General features: G+C 48.7%; 14 protein-coding genes. 12 read left to right on the top strand and 2 right to left on the bottom strand.

Going from position 1 to position 15,798, the window contains the following annotated elements; genetic code table 11:
- Positions 1-3: 3 nt before the first annotated feature.
- A complete protein-coding gene (locus OEY58_00485; GenBank protein ID MDH5323917.1) occupies positions 4-510 on the bottom strand; it encodes a DsrE family protein in 507 nt (168 codons plus the stop codon).
- A 100-nt stretch (positions 511-610) separates the two neighbouring features.
- On the opposite strand from OEY58_00485, the gene OEY58_00480 reads away from it, so the two are divergent.
- Positions 611-1,066, top strand: coding sequence for a TerB family tellurite resistance protein (locus tag OEY58_00480; protein ID MDH5323916.1), 456 nt, complete (start codon positions 611-613; stop codon positions 1,064-1,066).
- A gap of 45 nt (positions 1,067-1,111) precedes the next feature.
- On the opposite strand, the gene OEY58_00475 is transcribed toward OEY58_00480, so the two are convergent.
- Entirely contained in the window at positions 1,112-2,584 is a 1,473-nt protein-coding gene (locus tag OEY58_00475; protein ID MDH5323915.1) for a serine protease, read from the bottom strand.
- Positions 2,585-2,816: 232 nt separating this feature from the next.
- Here OEY58_00475 and OEY58_00470 point away from each other — a divergent pair, with 232 nt between their 5' ends.
- From OEY58_00470 to miaB, 11 genes are all read left to right on the top strand, one after another.
- A complete protein-coding gene (locus OEY58_00470; protein MDH5323914.1) occupies positions 2,817-4,262 on the top strand; it encodes an FAD-binding protein in 1,446 nt (481 codons plus the stop codon).
- 10 nt (positions 4,263-4,272) lie between these two features.
- Positions 4,273-5,355 (top strand): glycolate oxidase subunit GlcE, encoded by a 1,083-nt coding sequence (glcE, locus tag OEY58_00465; protein ID MDH5323913.1) that lies wholly within the window; start codon positions 4,273-4,275, stop codon positions 5,353-5,355.
- Between the two features lie 110 nt (positions 5,356-5,465).
- On the top strand, positions 5,466-6,647 hold the full coding sequence (locus tag OEY58_00460) for an alanine--glyoxylate aminotransferase family protein (protein MDH5323912.1): 1,182 nt from the start codon (positions 5,466-5,468) through the stop codon (positions 6,645-6,647).
- 101 nt (positions 6,648-6,748) lie between these two features.
- Positions 6,749-8,101 carry an MATE family efflux transporter gene (locus OEY58_00455; GenBank protein ID MDH5323911.1) on the top strand — a complete coding sequence of 451 codons (1,353 nt, stop codon included), beginning with the start codon at positions 6,749-6,751 and terminating at the stop codon, positions 8,099-8,101.
- A gap of 230 nt (positions 8,102-8,331) precedes the next feature.
- Positions 8,332-9,474, top strand: coding sequence for a response regulator (locus tag OEY58_00450; GenBank protein ID MDH5323910.1), 1,143 nt, complete (start codon positions 8,332-8,334; stop codon positions 9,472-9,474).
- A 21-nt stretch (positions 9,475-9,495) separates the two neighbouring features.
- Positions 9,496-9,870 (top strand): response regulator, encoded by a 375-nt coding sequence (locus OEY58_00445; protein MDH5323909.1) that lies wholly within the window; start codon positions 9,496-9,498, stop codon positions 9,868-9,870.
- Between the two features lie 171 nt (positions 9,871-10,041).
- Complete coding sequence (locus OEY58_00440) at positions 10,042-10,500, top strand: sigma D regulator (GenBank protein MDH5323908.1); 459 nt, start codon at positions 10,042-10,044, stop codon at positions 10,498-10,500.
- A 131-nt stretch (positions 10,501-10,631) separates the two neighbouring features.
- On the top strand, positions 10,632-11,336 hold the full coding sequence (locus OEY58_00435; GenBank protein ID MDH5323907.1) for a sel1 repeat family protein: 705 nt from the start codon (positions 10,632-10,634) through the stop codon (positions 11,334-11,336).
- Between the two features lie 35 nt (positions 11,337-11,371).
- Positions 11,372-12,721 carry a multiheme c-type cytochrome gene (locus OEY58_00430; GenBank protein ID MDH5323906.1) on the top strand — a complete coding sequence of 450 codons (1,350 nt, stop codon included), beginning with the start codon at positions 11,372-11,374 and terminating at the stop codon, positions 12,719-12,721.
- Between the two features lie 291 nt (positions 12,722-13,012).
- Entirely contained in the window at positions 13,013-14,203 is a 1,191-nt protein-coding gene (locus OEY58_00425; protein MDH5323905.1) for an ammonium transporter, read from the top strand.
- 221 nt (positions 14,204-14,424) lie between these two features.
- Positions 14,425-15,777, top strand: a complete 1,353-nt coding sequence (gene miaB / locus OEY58_00420; protein MDH5323904.1) for a tRNA (N6-isopentenyl adenosine(37)-C2)-methylthiotransferase MiaB — start codon at positions 14,425-14,427, stop codon at positions 15,775-15,777.
- Positions 15,778-15,798 lie beyond the last annotated feature (21 nt).

The raw sequence follows: 15,798 nt of genomic DNA, 5'->3' as shown, positions 1-15,798 counted from the left end.
GCTTTACTTATCGATAACCACCAGTATATAACCCATGTCTTCATAATTGGCGATTTCTGTAGGGCCGGCGGGTGTGACATCCACGTAGTCTGGAAAGGCATCGGGCTTGACGTTGTACCAGGAAGCATGGGTCCCGCAGACATGGACCGGCACTTTATCGTCCTCTACCAGAGACTTAACGGTTTTGTGTACCTGGGCGTATTTTTTTTGTTTGTCAGTCATGAGTCCGAACTCTTCTTTGCCGTGAGACACCACGGCCAAACCAATGTCGGGAAAGCGCTGGCGTAACTGCTCCACATAGTTTTTAATTTTTGGAATAGCCCAGTTAAGATCATCGGCTTTACTCTCCACAATTTCAAACACCACGCCAAACGGCGCCGTATCGCCGGCCAAAATGCTTTTGATTTTTTGGGCATCGCTTTGGGCCCAGGCTGTCGTGGTAAATGCGAAGCCGGCGAAAGCCGTTGAAGTGATGAAAAAAGTAACACCGCGTATCATTAGCCGTAACATACTGTGTCCTCAAACAATAAAATGAACTCTCAGCCGGTATCTGCAAAAATTGAGATTCCCTGGTATGATTACTCAGACCGACCAGGAACGGAATTGTTACATGATCGACGCCATAAAGAAATTTTTCGAACAGAATATCCATACCGCTAGTCAGGATGACAGTGAGCAGCGTTTACGGGTGGCAACAGCTGCCTTACTCATAGAGACCGCTCGCGCGGATTCCCACGTGACTCCTGAGGAAATGGCCGAAGTGGCCAATTGTGTTCGCAAAGCCTTTGACTTATCTCTGCAGCAAACTCGCGAGTTAGTGGAACTGGCCGAGTCGGAGATGGATCGCGCCACTTGTTTTTTCGAGTTCACTTCCTTGATCAATCAAGGATTTGATTACGATCAAAAAATTAAAGTGGTGGAACTCATGTGGCAAGTTGTGTTTGCCGATCAGTTTTTGGAAAAATACGAAGAAGCCTTAGTGCGAAAAATCGCCGATTTGCTTTATGTGGCGCACAAGGATTTTATTGCCGCCAAATTAAGAGTGCAGGCACAGCAGAATGATTGATCCGGCGAGCCTCACGCAACAGCGACGAATATCCCGATAGACGAATTACCGCAAGTCCGGCGAACGATCCACATGCACTTGATAATTGTCCAGAATTTTCTGATTCCGGCTACGGGATTGTTTTAAATCCAGCGCCAGTTGATTACCAAATTCAGTCACTACCGAAAGGTAGTTGTCAGATGCCTTTTCTATCAATTGAATTAAGTGTTTCATATCTTTCACCACAGTGCCGTTTATGGAGTGTACCACCGTGTTTTCCATGTTTTTGTAACCGTGGTTGACTACATCGGGCAATACTCGGCTGAGCACAATGACCTGATCTCGGCTGGACTGGATCCGGTTCGGAATGGATTTTTTATAGCCTTGCAATGTGTATTCAGGAATATGCGGAATCATATTGTACTGGGCATTGTGATGTGCCGCCAGGTATCCTCGGGTTAGGGGTTGGAACACCAAGCCGCCGAAGACAAAATAACTGGGCGCCCGGTCATATTCTTTGTTGTTGATACGCTTTTTACGGCTTTTCAACGGGATTTTTTTACTGAGTGTTTTTCCCTTGCGAAAAACTTTTACACTCAGGTTATCACCCACTTGTTTCAAGTATTCCAGATGGGAAGATTCCACGCGCAATCCGTTGTTGAGTTTAATTTTGCCGTCTCGGCCGATCTCATGGCCGTCAATTTCCATGATGACATCGCCGGGGTTGATAAACTGCAGTAAGCCACTGTCCTCGGAAACTCCGGTAACCAATAGCCCTCCGGATTTAGGTGGTAATTTTAAAGCAGTGCGCAAAGCTTTATTTTCAATGAGCTGAATATAAATATCCAGTTCAGGAAAACCGTCAAAACGGCCATCTTTGATGTCCTCCATAAAATGCTTGATCACCGGAGCAGGTACCATATAGCCAATGTTTTCTGCGTGTTCCAGGGCTTGCATGGCTATGCCGACAATTTGGCCCTTGGAAATCACCGGACCACCGCTGTTTCCCGGGTTGATGGCGGCGTCTACCTGAGCCAGTAAAAAGCGATCGGCGGAGTGTACGTAATAGTCCACTTCAATTCGTGACACAATGCCTTCGGTAATGGAAATGGTTTCTCCTCCGGTAGGAAAGCCGTAAACATTAACCCGGGATTGTAATTTGGGCAGGCCATCTATTTTTAAGGGTTTGGCGCCGTCAAAAAAGCTTTCATCAGCTACAGTTAAAATAGCCAGGTCACAACTGTGACAAACAAAGCTCACGTCAGCCGTGTAGGTGTTTCCAGCCCCCTCCCGTTGGACTTCCAACAGGGTTTGGTCTGCCACAACATGAGCGTTGGTGAGAATGCGGTTGCCGTCGATGATGGCACCGGAACCGGTAACCGAATGAATGCCCTGTCGCTGCCACGGCGATTTATAATCGGCGTGGTTGTGAGTGGCCATAATTTTCACAATGCTATTGTGAATATTGGTTTCGGCTGAGACAGCTGAGACGAACAGTCCCATCAGGCCCACAGAAATGCAGGAAAATAATTTGTTCATTCAGTGTCCAAAGTTACCTGGTTAGTATTTTGCGCCGATGCCCTATTTCCGTGTGTGGCAACCGTATTTGAGTTTTTATCGCATGTTCAACTAGTAAGAGCGCGCAAATGGTTTTTCGTTCAAAGGTGGTTTTGCTCTTGACCCACCCAATTGTTCATCAATATGATACACCAGCTCAGGTTTTACGTAAAAACATGAGTAAAAACAATGAAATTTTTTCGAAAAAACGTACATGTCTCTATTCGATCGATTAAAAGCCATAGTTCCTGCTCATTCGGTATTAACCACCGAAGAACAATTACGCCCCTATGAATGTGACGGTTTAACCGCCTACAAACAATTGCCCTTGGTGGTGGTATTGCCGGAAACTGTGGAGCAAGTGCAGCAGATTATGCAGCTTTGCTGCCAAATGCAGGTGCCTGTCGTGGCTCGGGGTGCGGGTACGGGTTTATCCGGTGGCGCGCTACCGCTGCAGGATAGTTTGGTGTTGAGTCTGGCTCGGTTTAATAAAATCCTCGATGTGGATTATGCCAATCGTCTGGCTCGGGTTCAGCCCGGCGTACGTAACCTGGCCATCAGTCAGGCCGTGGAAGCTATGGGTTTGTTCTATGCCCCCGATCCCTCGTCGCAAATTGCCTGTACTATCGGTGGCAATGTGGCAGAAAATTCCGGCGGGGTACATTGCCTCAAATACGGTTTAACGGTTCATAATATCGCCGAAATTAAAATTGTGACTATGGAGGGGGAATTACTCACCATTGGTGCGACGGCGCCCGATGCTCCCGGTTTTGATTTGCTGGCCTTGTTTACCGGTTCGGAAGGCTTATTGGGTGTTATTGTGGAAGTGGTGGTAAAGCTGGTACCCAAACCCCAACACGTACAAGTAATGTTAATTGCTTTTGATCGGTTGGAAAACGCGGCGCAAATGGTCAGCGATGTGATTGCTGCCGGTGTGGTGCCGGCAGGATTGGAAATGATGGATAAAGCGGCGATTAAAGCGGCAGAGGCCTTTGTACATGCGGGCTATCCATTGGATGCTGAGGCTATCTTACTGTGTGAGTTGGATGGTTCCAGCGTGGAAGTGAGTGAACAAGTGAACGTTGTGCAAGAGCTGGCCAATGCCAGGGGAGCCACGAAAATTGTTGTGGCCGAAAACGACAAGCAGCGCGAATTGTTGTGGAAAGGCCGCAAAGCCGCTTTTCCCGCCGTGGGGCGCCTATCGCCGGATTACTATTGTATGGATGGCACCATCCCAAGGCGTCATTTACCCCAGGTGCTACAAACCATTGCGCAATTGTCTGAAGAGTACAAGTTGCCCGTAGCCAACGTATTTCATGCCGGCGATGGTAATCTACACCCCTTGATTCTCTATGACGCCAATAAACCCGGGGAACTGGAGCGCACTGAGGAGTTTGGTGCACGCATATTGGAAGCCTGCGTTGCCGTGGGGGGCACTATTACCGGCGAGCATGGGGTAGGCAAGGAAAAAATCGATCAAATGTGCTTGCAATTTCAGCCCCTGGAGCTGGAAACTTTTCATGCCGTCAAAGCGGTGTTTGATGAACAGGGCCTGCTGAATCCCGGCAAGGCTGTGCCTACCTTGCATCGGTGCGCCGAGCTGGGGCGTATGCATATACATGGCGGTGAATTACCCTTTCCCGATCTGGAGCGGTTTTAATGGAGGATTTGTGGAAGGATTAGCGGACAAAGATATTAGTCCGGACTTGCAGCAGCGAATTCTGGCGGCGCGTGGGGAAAAGCAAAATCTCAACCTCTGTGGGTCAGGCTCTAAATCTTTTTACGGTAGAGTGGCTACAGGTGAGAGTTTACCACTGAGCGCTCATCGAGGTGTGGTCAGCTACGAACCCAGCGAATTGGTACTCACTGTGCGGGCCGGAACCACCTTGAAAGAGATTGATGCCTTACTGGCTTCACAACAACAAATGTTACCTTTCGAGCCACCCGGTTTCGGTGACTCAGCCACCATAGGTGGTACCCTGGCCTGTGGGTTTTCAGGCCCACGGCGGCCCTTCAGTGGTGCTGCCCGGGATTTCATGTTGGGCTGTAAGGTGTTAACCGGTAAGGGAGAGATCGTTAATTTCGGCGGTCAAGTGATGAAAAATGTTGCCGGTTACGATGTGTCGCGTTTAATGGTTGGTGCGATGGGAACACTGGGTGTTTTGCTCGAAGTCTCTCTAAAAGTATTGCCCATACCGGAAGATGAAATGACCTTGTGCATGCCCTTAAGCGAGACCGAAGCGATTGATGTAATGTGTGCCCGAGCTGCGAAACCTTTGCCTTTGTCGGCGGCCTGTTATGATGGGGAATCCGTCTGTTTGCGCCTGTCCGGTTCCACTCTGGCTGTTAATGATGCTCGCAAAAAAATCGCCGGCGATGTATTGGGTTCCAGTGGTTTTTGGGAACAAGTACGGGAACACAGCCACTATTTTTTCAGTGATCCCAGGCCTCTTTGGCGTATTAGTGTGGCTCCTGCCACGCTGCCTTTACCGCTTCGAGGTCAATGGTTTTACGACTGGGGCGGTGGACAACGTTGGTTGAAAACCAATGATTCGGCCGCTATTGTCCGGGCAGCGGTGGAAAGTGAGGGGGGGCATGCTACCTTGTTTTCTGGGAAGCAGGCCTATGCGGATACGGAAGTGGAAATTTTTCATCCATTACCTCAACATCTGTTACGCTTGCACCAGCGTCTCAAAGCGACATTTGACCCTGATGGTATTTTAAACCGGGGACGCATGTATTCAGCATTTTGAGGCAAGTTTTGAGAAAGCGAAATGCTTGAGTATAATGATCAACTTTTGCGTCGCCTTAGGGTAATTTATTCATTTTTTAGTAAAACAGACATAGAGATAAAGAGATAGATATGAGCCAATCTTTCGTTCCTCCCATTCGCACATTGATGGGCCCCGGTCCTTCTGACGTACATCCTCGCGTTTTGAGCGCCATGGCCAGGTCCACTATCGGACATCTGGATCCTATGTTTGTGGATTTAATGGATGATATGAAGTCTTTGATCCAGTACGCTTTCAAAACTACCTATGAACTTACCATCCCTGTGTCTGCGCCAGGGTCGGCCGGTATGGAAACTTGTTTTGTCAACCTGATAGAGCCCGGTGATAAGGTTATAGTGTGCCAAAACGGCGTATTTGGCGGACGAATGAAAGAAAATGTGGAAAGAGCCGGTGCTGTGGCTGTCATGGTGGAAGATGCTTGGGGTACCGCCGTGGATCCCAACAAACTTGAGGATGCCTTGAAAGCCAACCCCGATGCCAAAGTGGTGGCTTTCGTTCATGCGGAAACATCCACCGGGGTGCAATCTGATGCCCGAACCTTGGCGGAAATAGCCCGTAAGCACGGTTGTCTCACTATCGCAGACACGGTGACGTCCTTGGGCGGTTCTGAACTAAAAGTGGAAGAATGGGGTTTGGATGCGGTGTATTCCGGCAGCCAAAAATGTCTTTCCTGCGCGCCCGGTTTGTCTCCAGTGACGTTTAGTGATCGAGCGGTAGAGGTCATCAAATCACGTAAAGCCAAGGTGCAAAGCTGGTTTCTGGATCTTAATCTGGTCATGGGTTATTGGGGGGCCGGCACGAAGCGGGCTTATCATCATACCGCACCGGTAAACGCATTATACGGCCTGCATGAATCATTGGTGATTTTAGAGGAAGAAGGTTTGGAGAACTCCTGGTCTCGCCACCAACGCAATCACAATATTCTCAAAGCCGGCTTGGAAGCCATGGGCCTGGAGTTGATTGTCAACGAATCCCATCGCCTGCCGCAATTGAACGCGGTGAGTATTCCTTCCGGCGTGGATGAAGCGGCGGTGCGTAAACGTCTGCTGGATGATTTTAATTTGGAAATCGGTGCCGGTTTAGGCGCTCTGGCCGGAAAAATCTGGCGTATCGGTTTAATGGGCCACGCCAGCAATCCCAAGAATGTGTTGTTTTGCCTGGCGGCTTTGGACACCGTATTAAGCGGTATGGGTGCAGAGATTAACAGCGGTGCCGCTGTGCCGGCAGCACAAGCCGCTCTGAATCAATCCTGATCTTGTCTTTTGGGTAAGTCGGCGAGGGGCCTGTCTCTCGCCGTTTTCCTGTTTCCTGCCTTGCTTCTACGCCATGAGCTGCATTGCAAGAGGGCAGTCGATTGTTTCTTGAAAGTCTAAAACAACGTCAAATCCATTCCGACCTATGGCGCATTGCAGTGCCGCTTATTTTGTCCAATCTGTCCGTACCGCTGTTGGGTATAGTGGATACGGCTGTGGTGGGGCATCTGGACTCTCCTCATTACATAGGCGCAGTCGCCGTGGGGTCCATGATTTTCGGCATAGTCTTCTGGGGTTTTGGTTTTTTACGCATGGGTACCACAGCGTTCACAGCCCAGGCTTTTGGTGCTGGCGATGGCGATGAAATTCGTGCGGTATTATTGCGGGCGCTGTTTTTGGCGATGGTTTTTTCGCTGTTGCTGATAGGGCTGCAACAAGCCATTGCCTGGTTGGCGTTTCAGCTGATAGGCGCCGGTGAACAGGTGGAACAACAAGCGCGCTTGTATTTTTTTATTCGAATATTGAGTGCTCCGGCCACTTTGGCCAATTATGTGCTGTTAGGGTGGTTTCTGGGTTTGCACAATGCCAGAGCACCCTTGTTGTTACTGTTGTTTGTTAACAGTCTGAATATGGCGTTGGATTTTGTTTTTGTTACTGTTTTGGGAACCGCCGCCGATGGTGTGGCCTGGGCCTCTTTTATTGCCGAGTATTGCGGTTTAGGTCTGGGTTTGTTGCTGCTACGCGGGGAGCTACGCAAACATCCCGGCCATTGGCACATGCAGCGGATTCTCGATCGCACGCGTTTATTGCATTTGTTGGCGGTGAACCGGGACATATTTATTCGAACCTTATGTTTGATGTTTACCCTGGCGTTTTTTACTGCACAGGGCTCGCGCTTGGGAGACGCGGTTTTGGCAGCCAATGCTGTGTTATTCACTTTTCAAACCTTTATGGCTTATGGATTGGATGGGTTGGCTCATGCGGCCGAGGCCATGACCGGAAAAGCCGTGGGTGCATCCAACCAACGACAGTTTGATGCGGTCCTTGTGGTTACCTTGTGTTGGGCCTTGGCTGCCAGTTCTGTTTTCGCATGGATGTATTTTGCGCTGGGTGAGATTTTTATCGCCTGGATCAGTGATATTGAATCGGTACGGCATCTGGCGGCGAACTACTTGCCCTGGGTTGCATTGCTACCCTTGATTTCTGTTTGGAGTTTTATTCTCGACGGTATTTACATTGGGGCGACCAAAGCTGCGGAAATGCGTAACACCATGTTGTTTTCCACCGTATGTGTGTTCTTGCCGGCCTGGTATTTATTACAAACCCATCACAACCACGGGTTGTGGCTGGCATTTTGCCTGTTTATGCTGGCTCGGGCTGTAAGCATGGGACTGCTGTTTTTGCTAATGCAACGCCAAAACCGGTTTTTCCCTTGCATTACGCCGACAAAATAAAACGGTAGCAGAAACACGCTGAAGTTATTACAAAAAGTTTACGGAAAACTGATCGCTTGCTTAGGCTAAAAACCGCAAAATGGATGCGATAGAAATGGTAAAACATTGTAAAACGTGGCCGATAACAGTAGGGGAGCCTCAAACGGTAACTACTTAATCGAACAGAATAATTGTAAATTACCGGATGATGGTTCATATAAATTCAATCTATTAATGCCGGTATATTACTTATGAATCAACCTGCAATGACTATCGACACGGACAATTCTGACACTCCTGCTGCTATTTTGGTGGTCGATGACAATGAAATGAATCGTGATATGTTGTTGCGGCGATTGCGCCCCATGGGTTTTCGAGTAGAAACTGCTACCGATGGTGCTGAAGCGCTGGATGCCCTGCAACGGGAACCCTATGATTTGGTGTTACTGGATATTATGATGCCGGTCATGGATGGCTTTGAAGTACTGAAGTGTATGAAACAAGATAATACACTTAGAACGGTGCCAGTTATTATGATAACCGCTTTAGACGATTCTTCCAGCGCTGCCCGTTGTATCGACATGGGCGCAGAAGACTACCTCACCAAGCCGTTTGATCCCACCTTATTGAAAGCACGTGTGGGCGCCTGTCTGGAACGCAAACGTTTACACGACAAGGAAGCCCATTATCGTACCCAAATTGAAATGTACAATTCCCAATTGCAGGAACGAGTGCAACAACAAGTCCAGGAAATCTCCCAGGCACAATTAGGGGCTATTTTTGCCATGTCTAAATTGGCCGAATCCCGGGACCCTGAAACCGGTGAACATTTGGAGCGAATGCGGGAGTATTGTCGGATTCTATCGCAGCAGTTGAGCCGTTTAACCAAATATCAGGAAAAAATAGATGCGGCGTTTATTTCTGATATATACGCAGCCAGCCCCTTGCACGATATCGGTAAAGTGGGCATTGATGATTCTGTGCTGCTTAAGCCGGGCAAATTAACCGCTGACGAATGGCAGGTGATGCGCTTGCATCCGGTTATTGGTGCTGAAACCTTAAAAGAAGTGGATAAGCAACATCCCGGTAACACCTTAATCAGAATGGGCGTGGAGATTGCATCGGCCCATCATGAGCGTTGGGACGGCGGTGGTTATCCTTATGGTTTGAGGGGTGAAGAAATTCCTCTGGTGGCGCGGATTCTGGCACTGGGCGATGTGTACGATGCTTTGACCTCCAAAAGATGTTATAAAGATGCATTTTCTCATGAGAAAAGTAGGGGTATATTGGTGGAAGGTTCAGGAAACCACTTTGATCCGGAAGTGGTGGACGCTTTCATTGCTACGGAAGACGAATTCAAAAGGGTTAGAGAGTACTTTCAAGACTCCGAATAAGAAAATTTCAGGAGGAAATAAGTGGTAAAAGTTTTGCTGGTAGAAGACAATGAGATGAATCGGGATATGTTATCCCGGCGTTTGGAACGCAAGGGCTTTAGCGTGGTATTTGCTTTGGATGGGCAACAGGCAGTTTCTTTGGCGGCTTCGGAGAATCCTGACATAATTTTAATGGATATGAGTTTGCCAATTATGGATGGTTGGGAAGCTACCCGGCAAATAAAAAGCCAGCAAAATTTAAATAAAATACCGGTGATTGCCTTGACTGCCCATGCCATGTCGGGTGATCGGGAGAAAGCTTTGGAAGCGGGTTGTGAGGAATATGATACAAAACCCGTCGATTTTCCGCGATTGGTAGAGAAAATGAATACTTTGCTGGACAAAAAAGCGGAATGAGACCAAATCTTTAAATCTTATATGAGGCAGGATCTAAAGTATTTACAAAGAAAAGCAGTGGTTGTTAAAATGCAGTAGCACGCAGAGGCGTTGCCTATGGTCGCCCTGATAATTATACGGGTTTATCCGCGCAATAGTCAGGTATAGGTTAGCACAATAAAAGAGGTGATTATGCAGTCTAGCAACGAGGCACTTCCCGAAAGACGAGTACGGTCTCATAGGGACATCGGTATGTTGGTGGAAAGTCGAACTGACACATTGTCACTACTAAGAGATCTAGCGGTACGTCAGCCTTTCAAGCCGGAGCATGAAACCCAGGTGTTATTGCAAAATTTTTGTGAATCACTGATCGACTACACGGCCAGCGCACACTTCCAACTCTATCGCCACATCGATGAAGACAAAGAGCGTCGAACACCGGTGCAGCAAATCGCCAATGACATCTATCCTCGCGTTGCCGAATCCACCCAGGCGATTTTGGACTTTAATGATAAATACGATTGTGAAGACCATTGCGATAATCTTTCTGATTTGGCCGATGATCTTTCCAAACTGGCGGAACAGCTGGCGGATCGTATCGAGTTGGAAGATCGCTTAATTAAAGTGCTACGCACACCGCGTCGAGTCTGATTCGTCACGGTGTTTGGAAAGTGCGCGAGATGAGATCAAAGCCTGCGGCTTTGTTTTGCTTCCTTTCGGTTTAACAACGTCCTTTTTTTGTGTAAGCTCGAGCCATCCGGCGAGAAAAAGGACGGTCTGTCGTGGCTTACGCTTACAAACAATCACTCATTTTCATCCTATTATTGATCTTATCCTTGCCTACAGCGGCTTCAGCCGTTTCAGATTTGCATGCGGGTTTGACGGCTTATCGCCAACGTGACTATCCAAAAGCTCTAAAACTGTTGCAGCCGTTAGCGCAAGCCGGCGTGGTGGAAGCGCAACGAAAATTGGGGGTAATGTACCGTCACGGTCTTGGGGTGCAGAAAAACGATGAGACGGCTTTACATTGGTATCGTCAAGCTGCGCAGCAGGGGCATCCCGGAGCGCAAAACAGTCTGGGTATTATGTACCGCTTTGGCTTAGGCGTACCTCGGGATCCCGTGCAGGCCCATCAATGGCTACAGCAGGCTGCGCAACAGAATTTTACTAAAGCACAAGAAAACCTGGGACTGTTGTATATGGACGGTGATGGCGCGACCCAGGATGACGCCAAAGCGGTTTACTGGTTAGGTAAAGCAGCGGAGGCAGGGCAAGTGAAGTCGCAATTAACACTGGGCTTGTTGATTCTGGCAGGTCGGGGTACGGCCAAAAACCCACACCTGGCAATGCAGTGGATTGAAAAGGCCGCTGCAGCAGGCTCAATCCAAGCAGCCACAGCGATGGCTAGGGCTTACGAGCGGGGCTTATATGGCAGACGCGTGGATTCGGTTCAAGCGCAGTATTGGCGGCAACGCAGTAATCGTTGAATTTTGAAATCGATAAATACAGAAAAGGTAAAAGCATGAAGCAATGGATTAGTGTTGGTTTTATCATCCTTATGTTAATCATAACTTTGCCGCATTTGGCCGGGATTGCCTCTAATCCACCCTCGGATGCTACGGCAAAACAAGAGGGGGCAGCGCTGGAGCTGGTGTATTCCGGTAACCTGGACGGTGAATTGGAGCCCTGTGGTTGCAGTGAACAAGGGGATTTGGGTGGAATTAAACGGCGGGTGACTACGTTGGACAATCTCAGGCAAAATAATCCTGATTTAGTGGCACTTTCCGCGGGAGGGTTGATCAGCAGCGACGGTCCTACCGATATAATTAAAGCGGAATATATATTAAAGGGATTTGAAGTTCTTGCTTATGATGCTATTGGCGTGCAATGGCGTGATTTGGCTTATGGCCAACAATTCGGTCTACGTCCCTCGCTGCCGTGGGTATCCAGCAACTGGTATTCTCCGGAGGTGAACAAACGGATTCACATAGAACGTCGATTTCAGGGGCAGACGGTGAATATGGAGGTTTTTTCCTGGTTAGAGCCGGAGCAGTCACCTGCAAAACAAATGCAGGCTGCAGAAAATGTTGCCACCGAAAACCTGGATGAGATCAAAAAACTGCTGCAGAACGCTGATGACGCAGGTGCGGTGACGGTGTTGATCACTTCATTACCATTGGATAAGGTGCAAAGTCGCTTACCATTACGACATGTGGACTTGTTGTTTGTAGAGTCCGCCTATGAAGTTTTTTCCGAGCCGGTTAAAGTGGGTAAGACATTGGTATTGCAGGCAGGTTCGCGCGGCATGCGCATTGCGAGGCTGCATTTGCAGTTGGCTCAAGGAGATATCAGCAGTTGGCAACATGAGGTAATCCCCATGCCGGGCACAATTCCTGATGCAGAACGCATGCAAGCCTGGTACGAGGCTTATAACGAGGAGTTGAAGCAGGATTATTTAAAGCGGGCCGAATTGCGTAAACGCCTGAAAACCGGTGCTGCAGAATACATGGGAGAAGAGACATGTAAGACTTGCCATGCAGCACAACACCAGCGCTGGTTTGATTCGCTCCATGCGACAGCGTACGAAAAATTGGAGGCGGTGAATAAGGCCTTTGATCCTTTTTGCATAAAATGCCATGTGGTGGGCTATGAGCAGGACGGCGGATTTATCGATACCACCATGACCCCGCACTTACTGGGGGTGCAATGTGAATCGTGCCACGGTGCCGGGCGCCGGCATGTGGAATCGGCCGGCGCTCAAGCCGTGCCCAACAAAAATTGGTCCAAGCAACAAATTTGCGATCAATGCCATGTGCAAAAGCACAGCCCGGAGTTCACGGTGGAAGCCTATTGGCCTAAGGTGGCTCATTGAAACTGGTTCGCTGAAAAAAATTTCAAAAAATTTACGAACCAATTTGGTGCGCAGGATCGTCCCGGCTGGGTGCGATTAACGTATTCTTGCATCTTAGTGGTGCGTATATGGTGCTGCATTAAGCGTGCAGCTTCGATCCTGCACGCTACTGGTGCGCGAGGCGAATTTACGGGGTTTTTCAGGGATTTGTGCCCACTGGTCCCAATGTTTGTGGCTGTGATATAACTACGCCCGCTTGAACTTGCATCAAAACGATGCAATCCAACAAACGATCTTCAAAGAGGGAAAGCCATGGCTCAATCCGGTCACGACGTGGTATTTATTTTATTGGGCGCCATTATGGTGTTGGCAATGCATGCCGGTTTTGCATTTCTGGAAGTCGGTACCGTGCGTAAGAAAAATCAGGTCAATGCACTTGTTAAAATCATCTCCGATTTCTCCGTCTCCACCTTGGCATATTTTTTTATCGGTTATTTGGTGGCCTACGGTGTGGGCTTTATGGACAGTGCCACCGTGCTGCAGCAGAAAAATGGCTATGACTTGGTAAAGTTCTTTTTCTTGCTCACATTTGCAGCCGCTATACCGGCCATTATCTCCGGTGGTATTGCGGAGAGGGCTCGATTTTATCCTCAACTGATGGCGAGTGTGTTAATTGTGGCACTCATTTATCCTTTTTTCGAAGGTATTGCCTGGAATAGCAATTTTGGAATTCAAGCATGGATGGAGTCCAACTTTGGTCAGCCATTTCATGATTTTGCCGGTTCTGTGGTGGTTCATGCCGTGGGTGGTTGGATCGCGCTCGGTGCGGTAGTCCTGTTGGGTGCTCGCCACGGTCGTTACAGTAAAGATGGCAAAGTGATCGCTGCACATCCACCGTCCAGTATTCCTTTTCTGGCTTTAGGCGCCTGGATTCTTACCGTGGGTTGGTTCGGTTTTAACGTTATGTCGGCACAAACTGTGGAAGCGGTGAGTGGCTTGGTGGCCTTAAACTCACTGATGGCCATGGTAGGCGGCGTGTTGGCCGCTTTGGTGGTAGGGAATAATGACCCGGGTTTTGTCCATAACGGTCCCCTGGCCGGTTTGGTGGCCGTGTGTGCCGGTTCTGACGTTATGCATCCCTTGGGGGCCATGGTAACCGGTGTGGTGGCAGGAGCTCTGTTTGTTTGGACATTTACCCTGGCGCAGAACAAGTGGAAAATTGATGACGTGCTGGGTGTTTGGCCCTTGCACGGTTTATGCGGAGCCTGGGGCGGAATCGCTGCCGGTATCTTCGGGTCCGTTACCTTGGGAGGGACGGGCAAAGTCGCGTTTATGTCTCAACTCGTGGGTACTTTGATGGGCGTGGCTATCGCCTTGATCGGTGGATTTTTAGTCTACGGTGTGATCAAAAAGCTCGTTGGCCTGCGTTTGTCTCAAGAAGATGAGTACAAGGGGGCCGATTTAGCCATTCATAAAATTGCGTCTGAACCCAACTACGATTAAAATCAAATATTATGGGCGTATTACCCCTGTTGATGACAGGGGTGATGACTCTTTTTATTTTTACGTTTTTGTCAAAAATAGAGGGAGTGTTGTAAGTATTTGAATGTGAAACATAATCGGAGGTCTCGGGGCGTTTATACAGTTAGGATAGTGGGTGGTCTGACGGGAAACGGTCAGTTGAATGTGCTATTCTATTTTGTATACTAGTTGACCAATCTTTTATGGCGCGAAAGCTTTATATTAAAACCTTTGGTTGCCAGATGAATGAATATGATTCCGCTAAGACTGCGGAATTGCTGGGTGATACCCACGATCTTTCTCTGGTGGATTCTCCTGAACACGCTGATATCCTGTTACTTAATACCTGTTCCGTGCGTGAAAAAGCGCAAGAAAAGGTGTTTTCCCTATTGGGGCGTTGGAAGGAGTTAAAGGCGGTGAATCCCCATCTGATCATCGGCGTGGGCGGTTGTGTTGCCAGTCAGGAGGGTGAGGCTATTCGAACTCGTGCCCCTTTTGTCGACTTGGTTTATGGCCCCCAAACGCTGCATCGGTTACCCAAAATGCTGCTCGACCTAAAAAGCAATGGCAAAGGCATTGTGGACGTCAGTTTCCCCGAGATCGAAAAATTTGACTGTCTACCGGCACCGCGTTCGCAGGGAGTCACTGCGTTTGTGTCGATTATGGAAGGTTGTAGCAAATATTGTACATTTTGTGTGGTGCCTTACACTCGCGGTGAAGAAATAAGCCGTCCTTTCGACGACGTCTTGAGTGAAGTGGCTCAGCTGGCCGAGCAGGGAGTGCGTGAAGTGACCTTGTTGGGGCAAAACGTGAACGCTTATCGAGGCAGCATGCATGATGGCGATGTGGCAGACTTGGCCTTGTTGATCCATTTTGTGGCAGCTATTGATGGAATCGATCGAATTCGTTTCACCACCTCTCATCCGGTGGAATTTTCCGACTCACTGATTGAAGCTTATGCCACCGTTCCGCAATTGGTTGGACACCTCCATTTACCGGTCCAAAGCGGATCCGACAGAATTCTAACCATGATGAAGCGAGGCCACACGGCGCTGGAGTATAAGGACAAAATTCGTCGTTTACGGGCTATTCGTCCGGATTTGAGTCTATCTTCAGATTTTATTGTGGGTTTTCCCGGGGAGTCTGAGGCAGATTTTCAGGCGACCCTGGATTTAATTGAGTCCGTGGGTTTCGATCACTCGTTTAGTTTTGTCTATAGTCCGCGTCCTGGCACGCCAGCTGCAACCTATCCGGATAATGTACCGATTCAGGTGAAAAAGGAGCGATTGAGCATTTTGCAAACCAAAATCTCCAAGATGGCGGCTCAAATCAGTGAAAATATGGTTGGTAACGAATATTCCATCCTGGTGGAGGGGCCTTCGCGCAAAGATCCCCATCAGTTACGCGGCAGAACTGAAAACAATCGAGTGGTAAATTTTTCTGCACACCCGCGTCTAGTCGGTCAATTTATCAATGTGCGCATCACCGAGGCTTTGCCTAACTCACTGCGGGCGGAACCGGTGACAGCATCCCAGCAAGTCGCATCCGGGGTCTAATGTTCAGATTGCTTATCCTTT

This window comes from Gammaproteobacteria bacterium, from assembly GCA_029882975.1.
In the GTDB taxonomy this organism is placed as follows: Bacteria; Pseudomonadota; Gammaproteobacteria; order SZUA-152; family SZUA-152; genus JAJDNG01.
This window is presented reverse-complemented; position numbering and strand designations above follow the sequence as displayed.

Bases quoted from the DNA above. Each gene is read 5' to 3' on its own strand.
- OEY58_00450 (MDH5323910.1), top strand. From the start codon at position 8,332: ATGAATCAACCTGCAATGACTATCGACACGGACAATTCTGACACTCCT.
- OEY58_00485 (MDH5323917.1), bottom strand. From the start codon at position 510: ATGTTACGGCTAATGATACGCGGTGTTACTTTTTTCATCACTTCAACG.
- OEY58_00460 (MDH5323912.1), top strand. From the start codon at position 5,466: ATGAGCCAATCTTTCGTTCCTCCCATTCGCACATTGATGGGCCCCGGT.
- OEY58_00440 (MDH5323908.1), top strand. From the start codon at position 10,042: ATGCAGTCTAGCAACGAGGCACTTCCCGAAAGACGAGTACGGTCTCAT.
- miaB (MDH5323904.1), top strand. From the start codon at position 14,425: ATGGCGCGAAAGCTTTATATTAAAACCTTTGGTTGCCAGATGAATGAA.
- OEY58_00425 (MDH5323905.1), top strand. From the start codon at position 13,013: ATGGCTCAATCCGGTCACGACGTGGTATTTATTTTATTGGGCGCCATT.
- OEY58_00475 (MDH5323915.1), bottom strand. From the start codon at position 2,584: ATGAACAAATTATTTTCCTGCATTTCTGTGGGCCTGATGGGACTGTTC.
- OEY58_00480 (MDH5323916.1), top strand. From the start codon at position 611: ATGATCGACGCCATAAAGAAATTTTTCGAACAGAATATCCATACCGCT.
- OEY58_00470 (MDH5323914.1), top strand. From the start codon at position 2,817: ATGTCTCTATTCGATCGATTAAAAGCCATAGTTCCTGCTCATTCGGTA.
- OEY58_00430 (MDH5323906.1), top strand. From the start codon at position 11,372: ATGAAGCAATGGATTAGTGTTGGTTTTATCATCCTTATGTTAATCATA.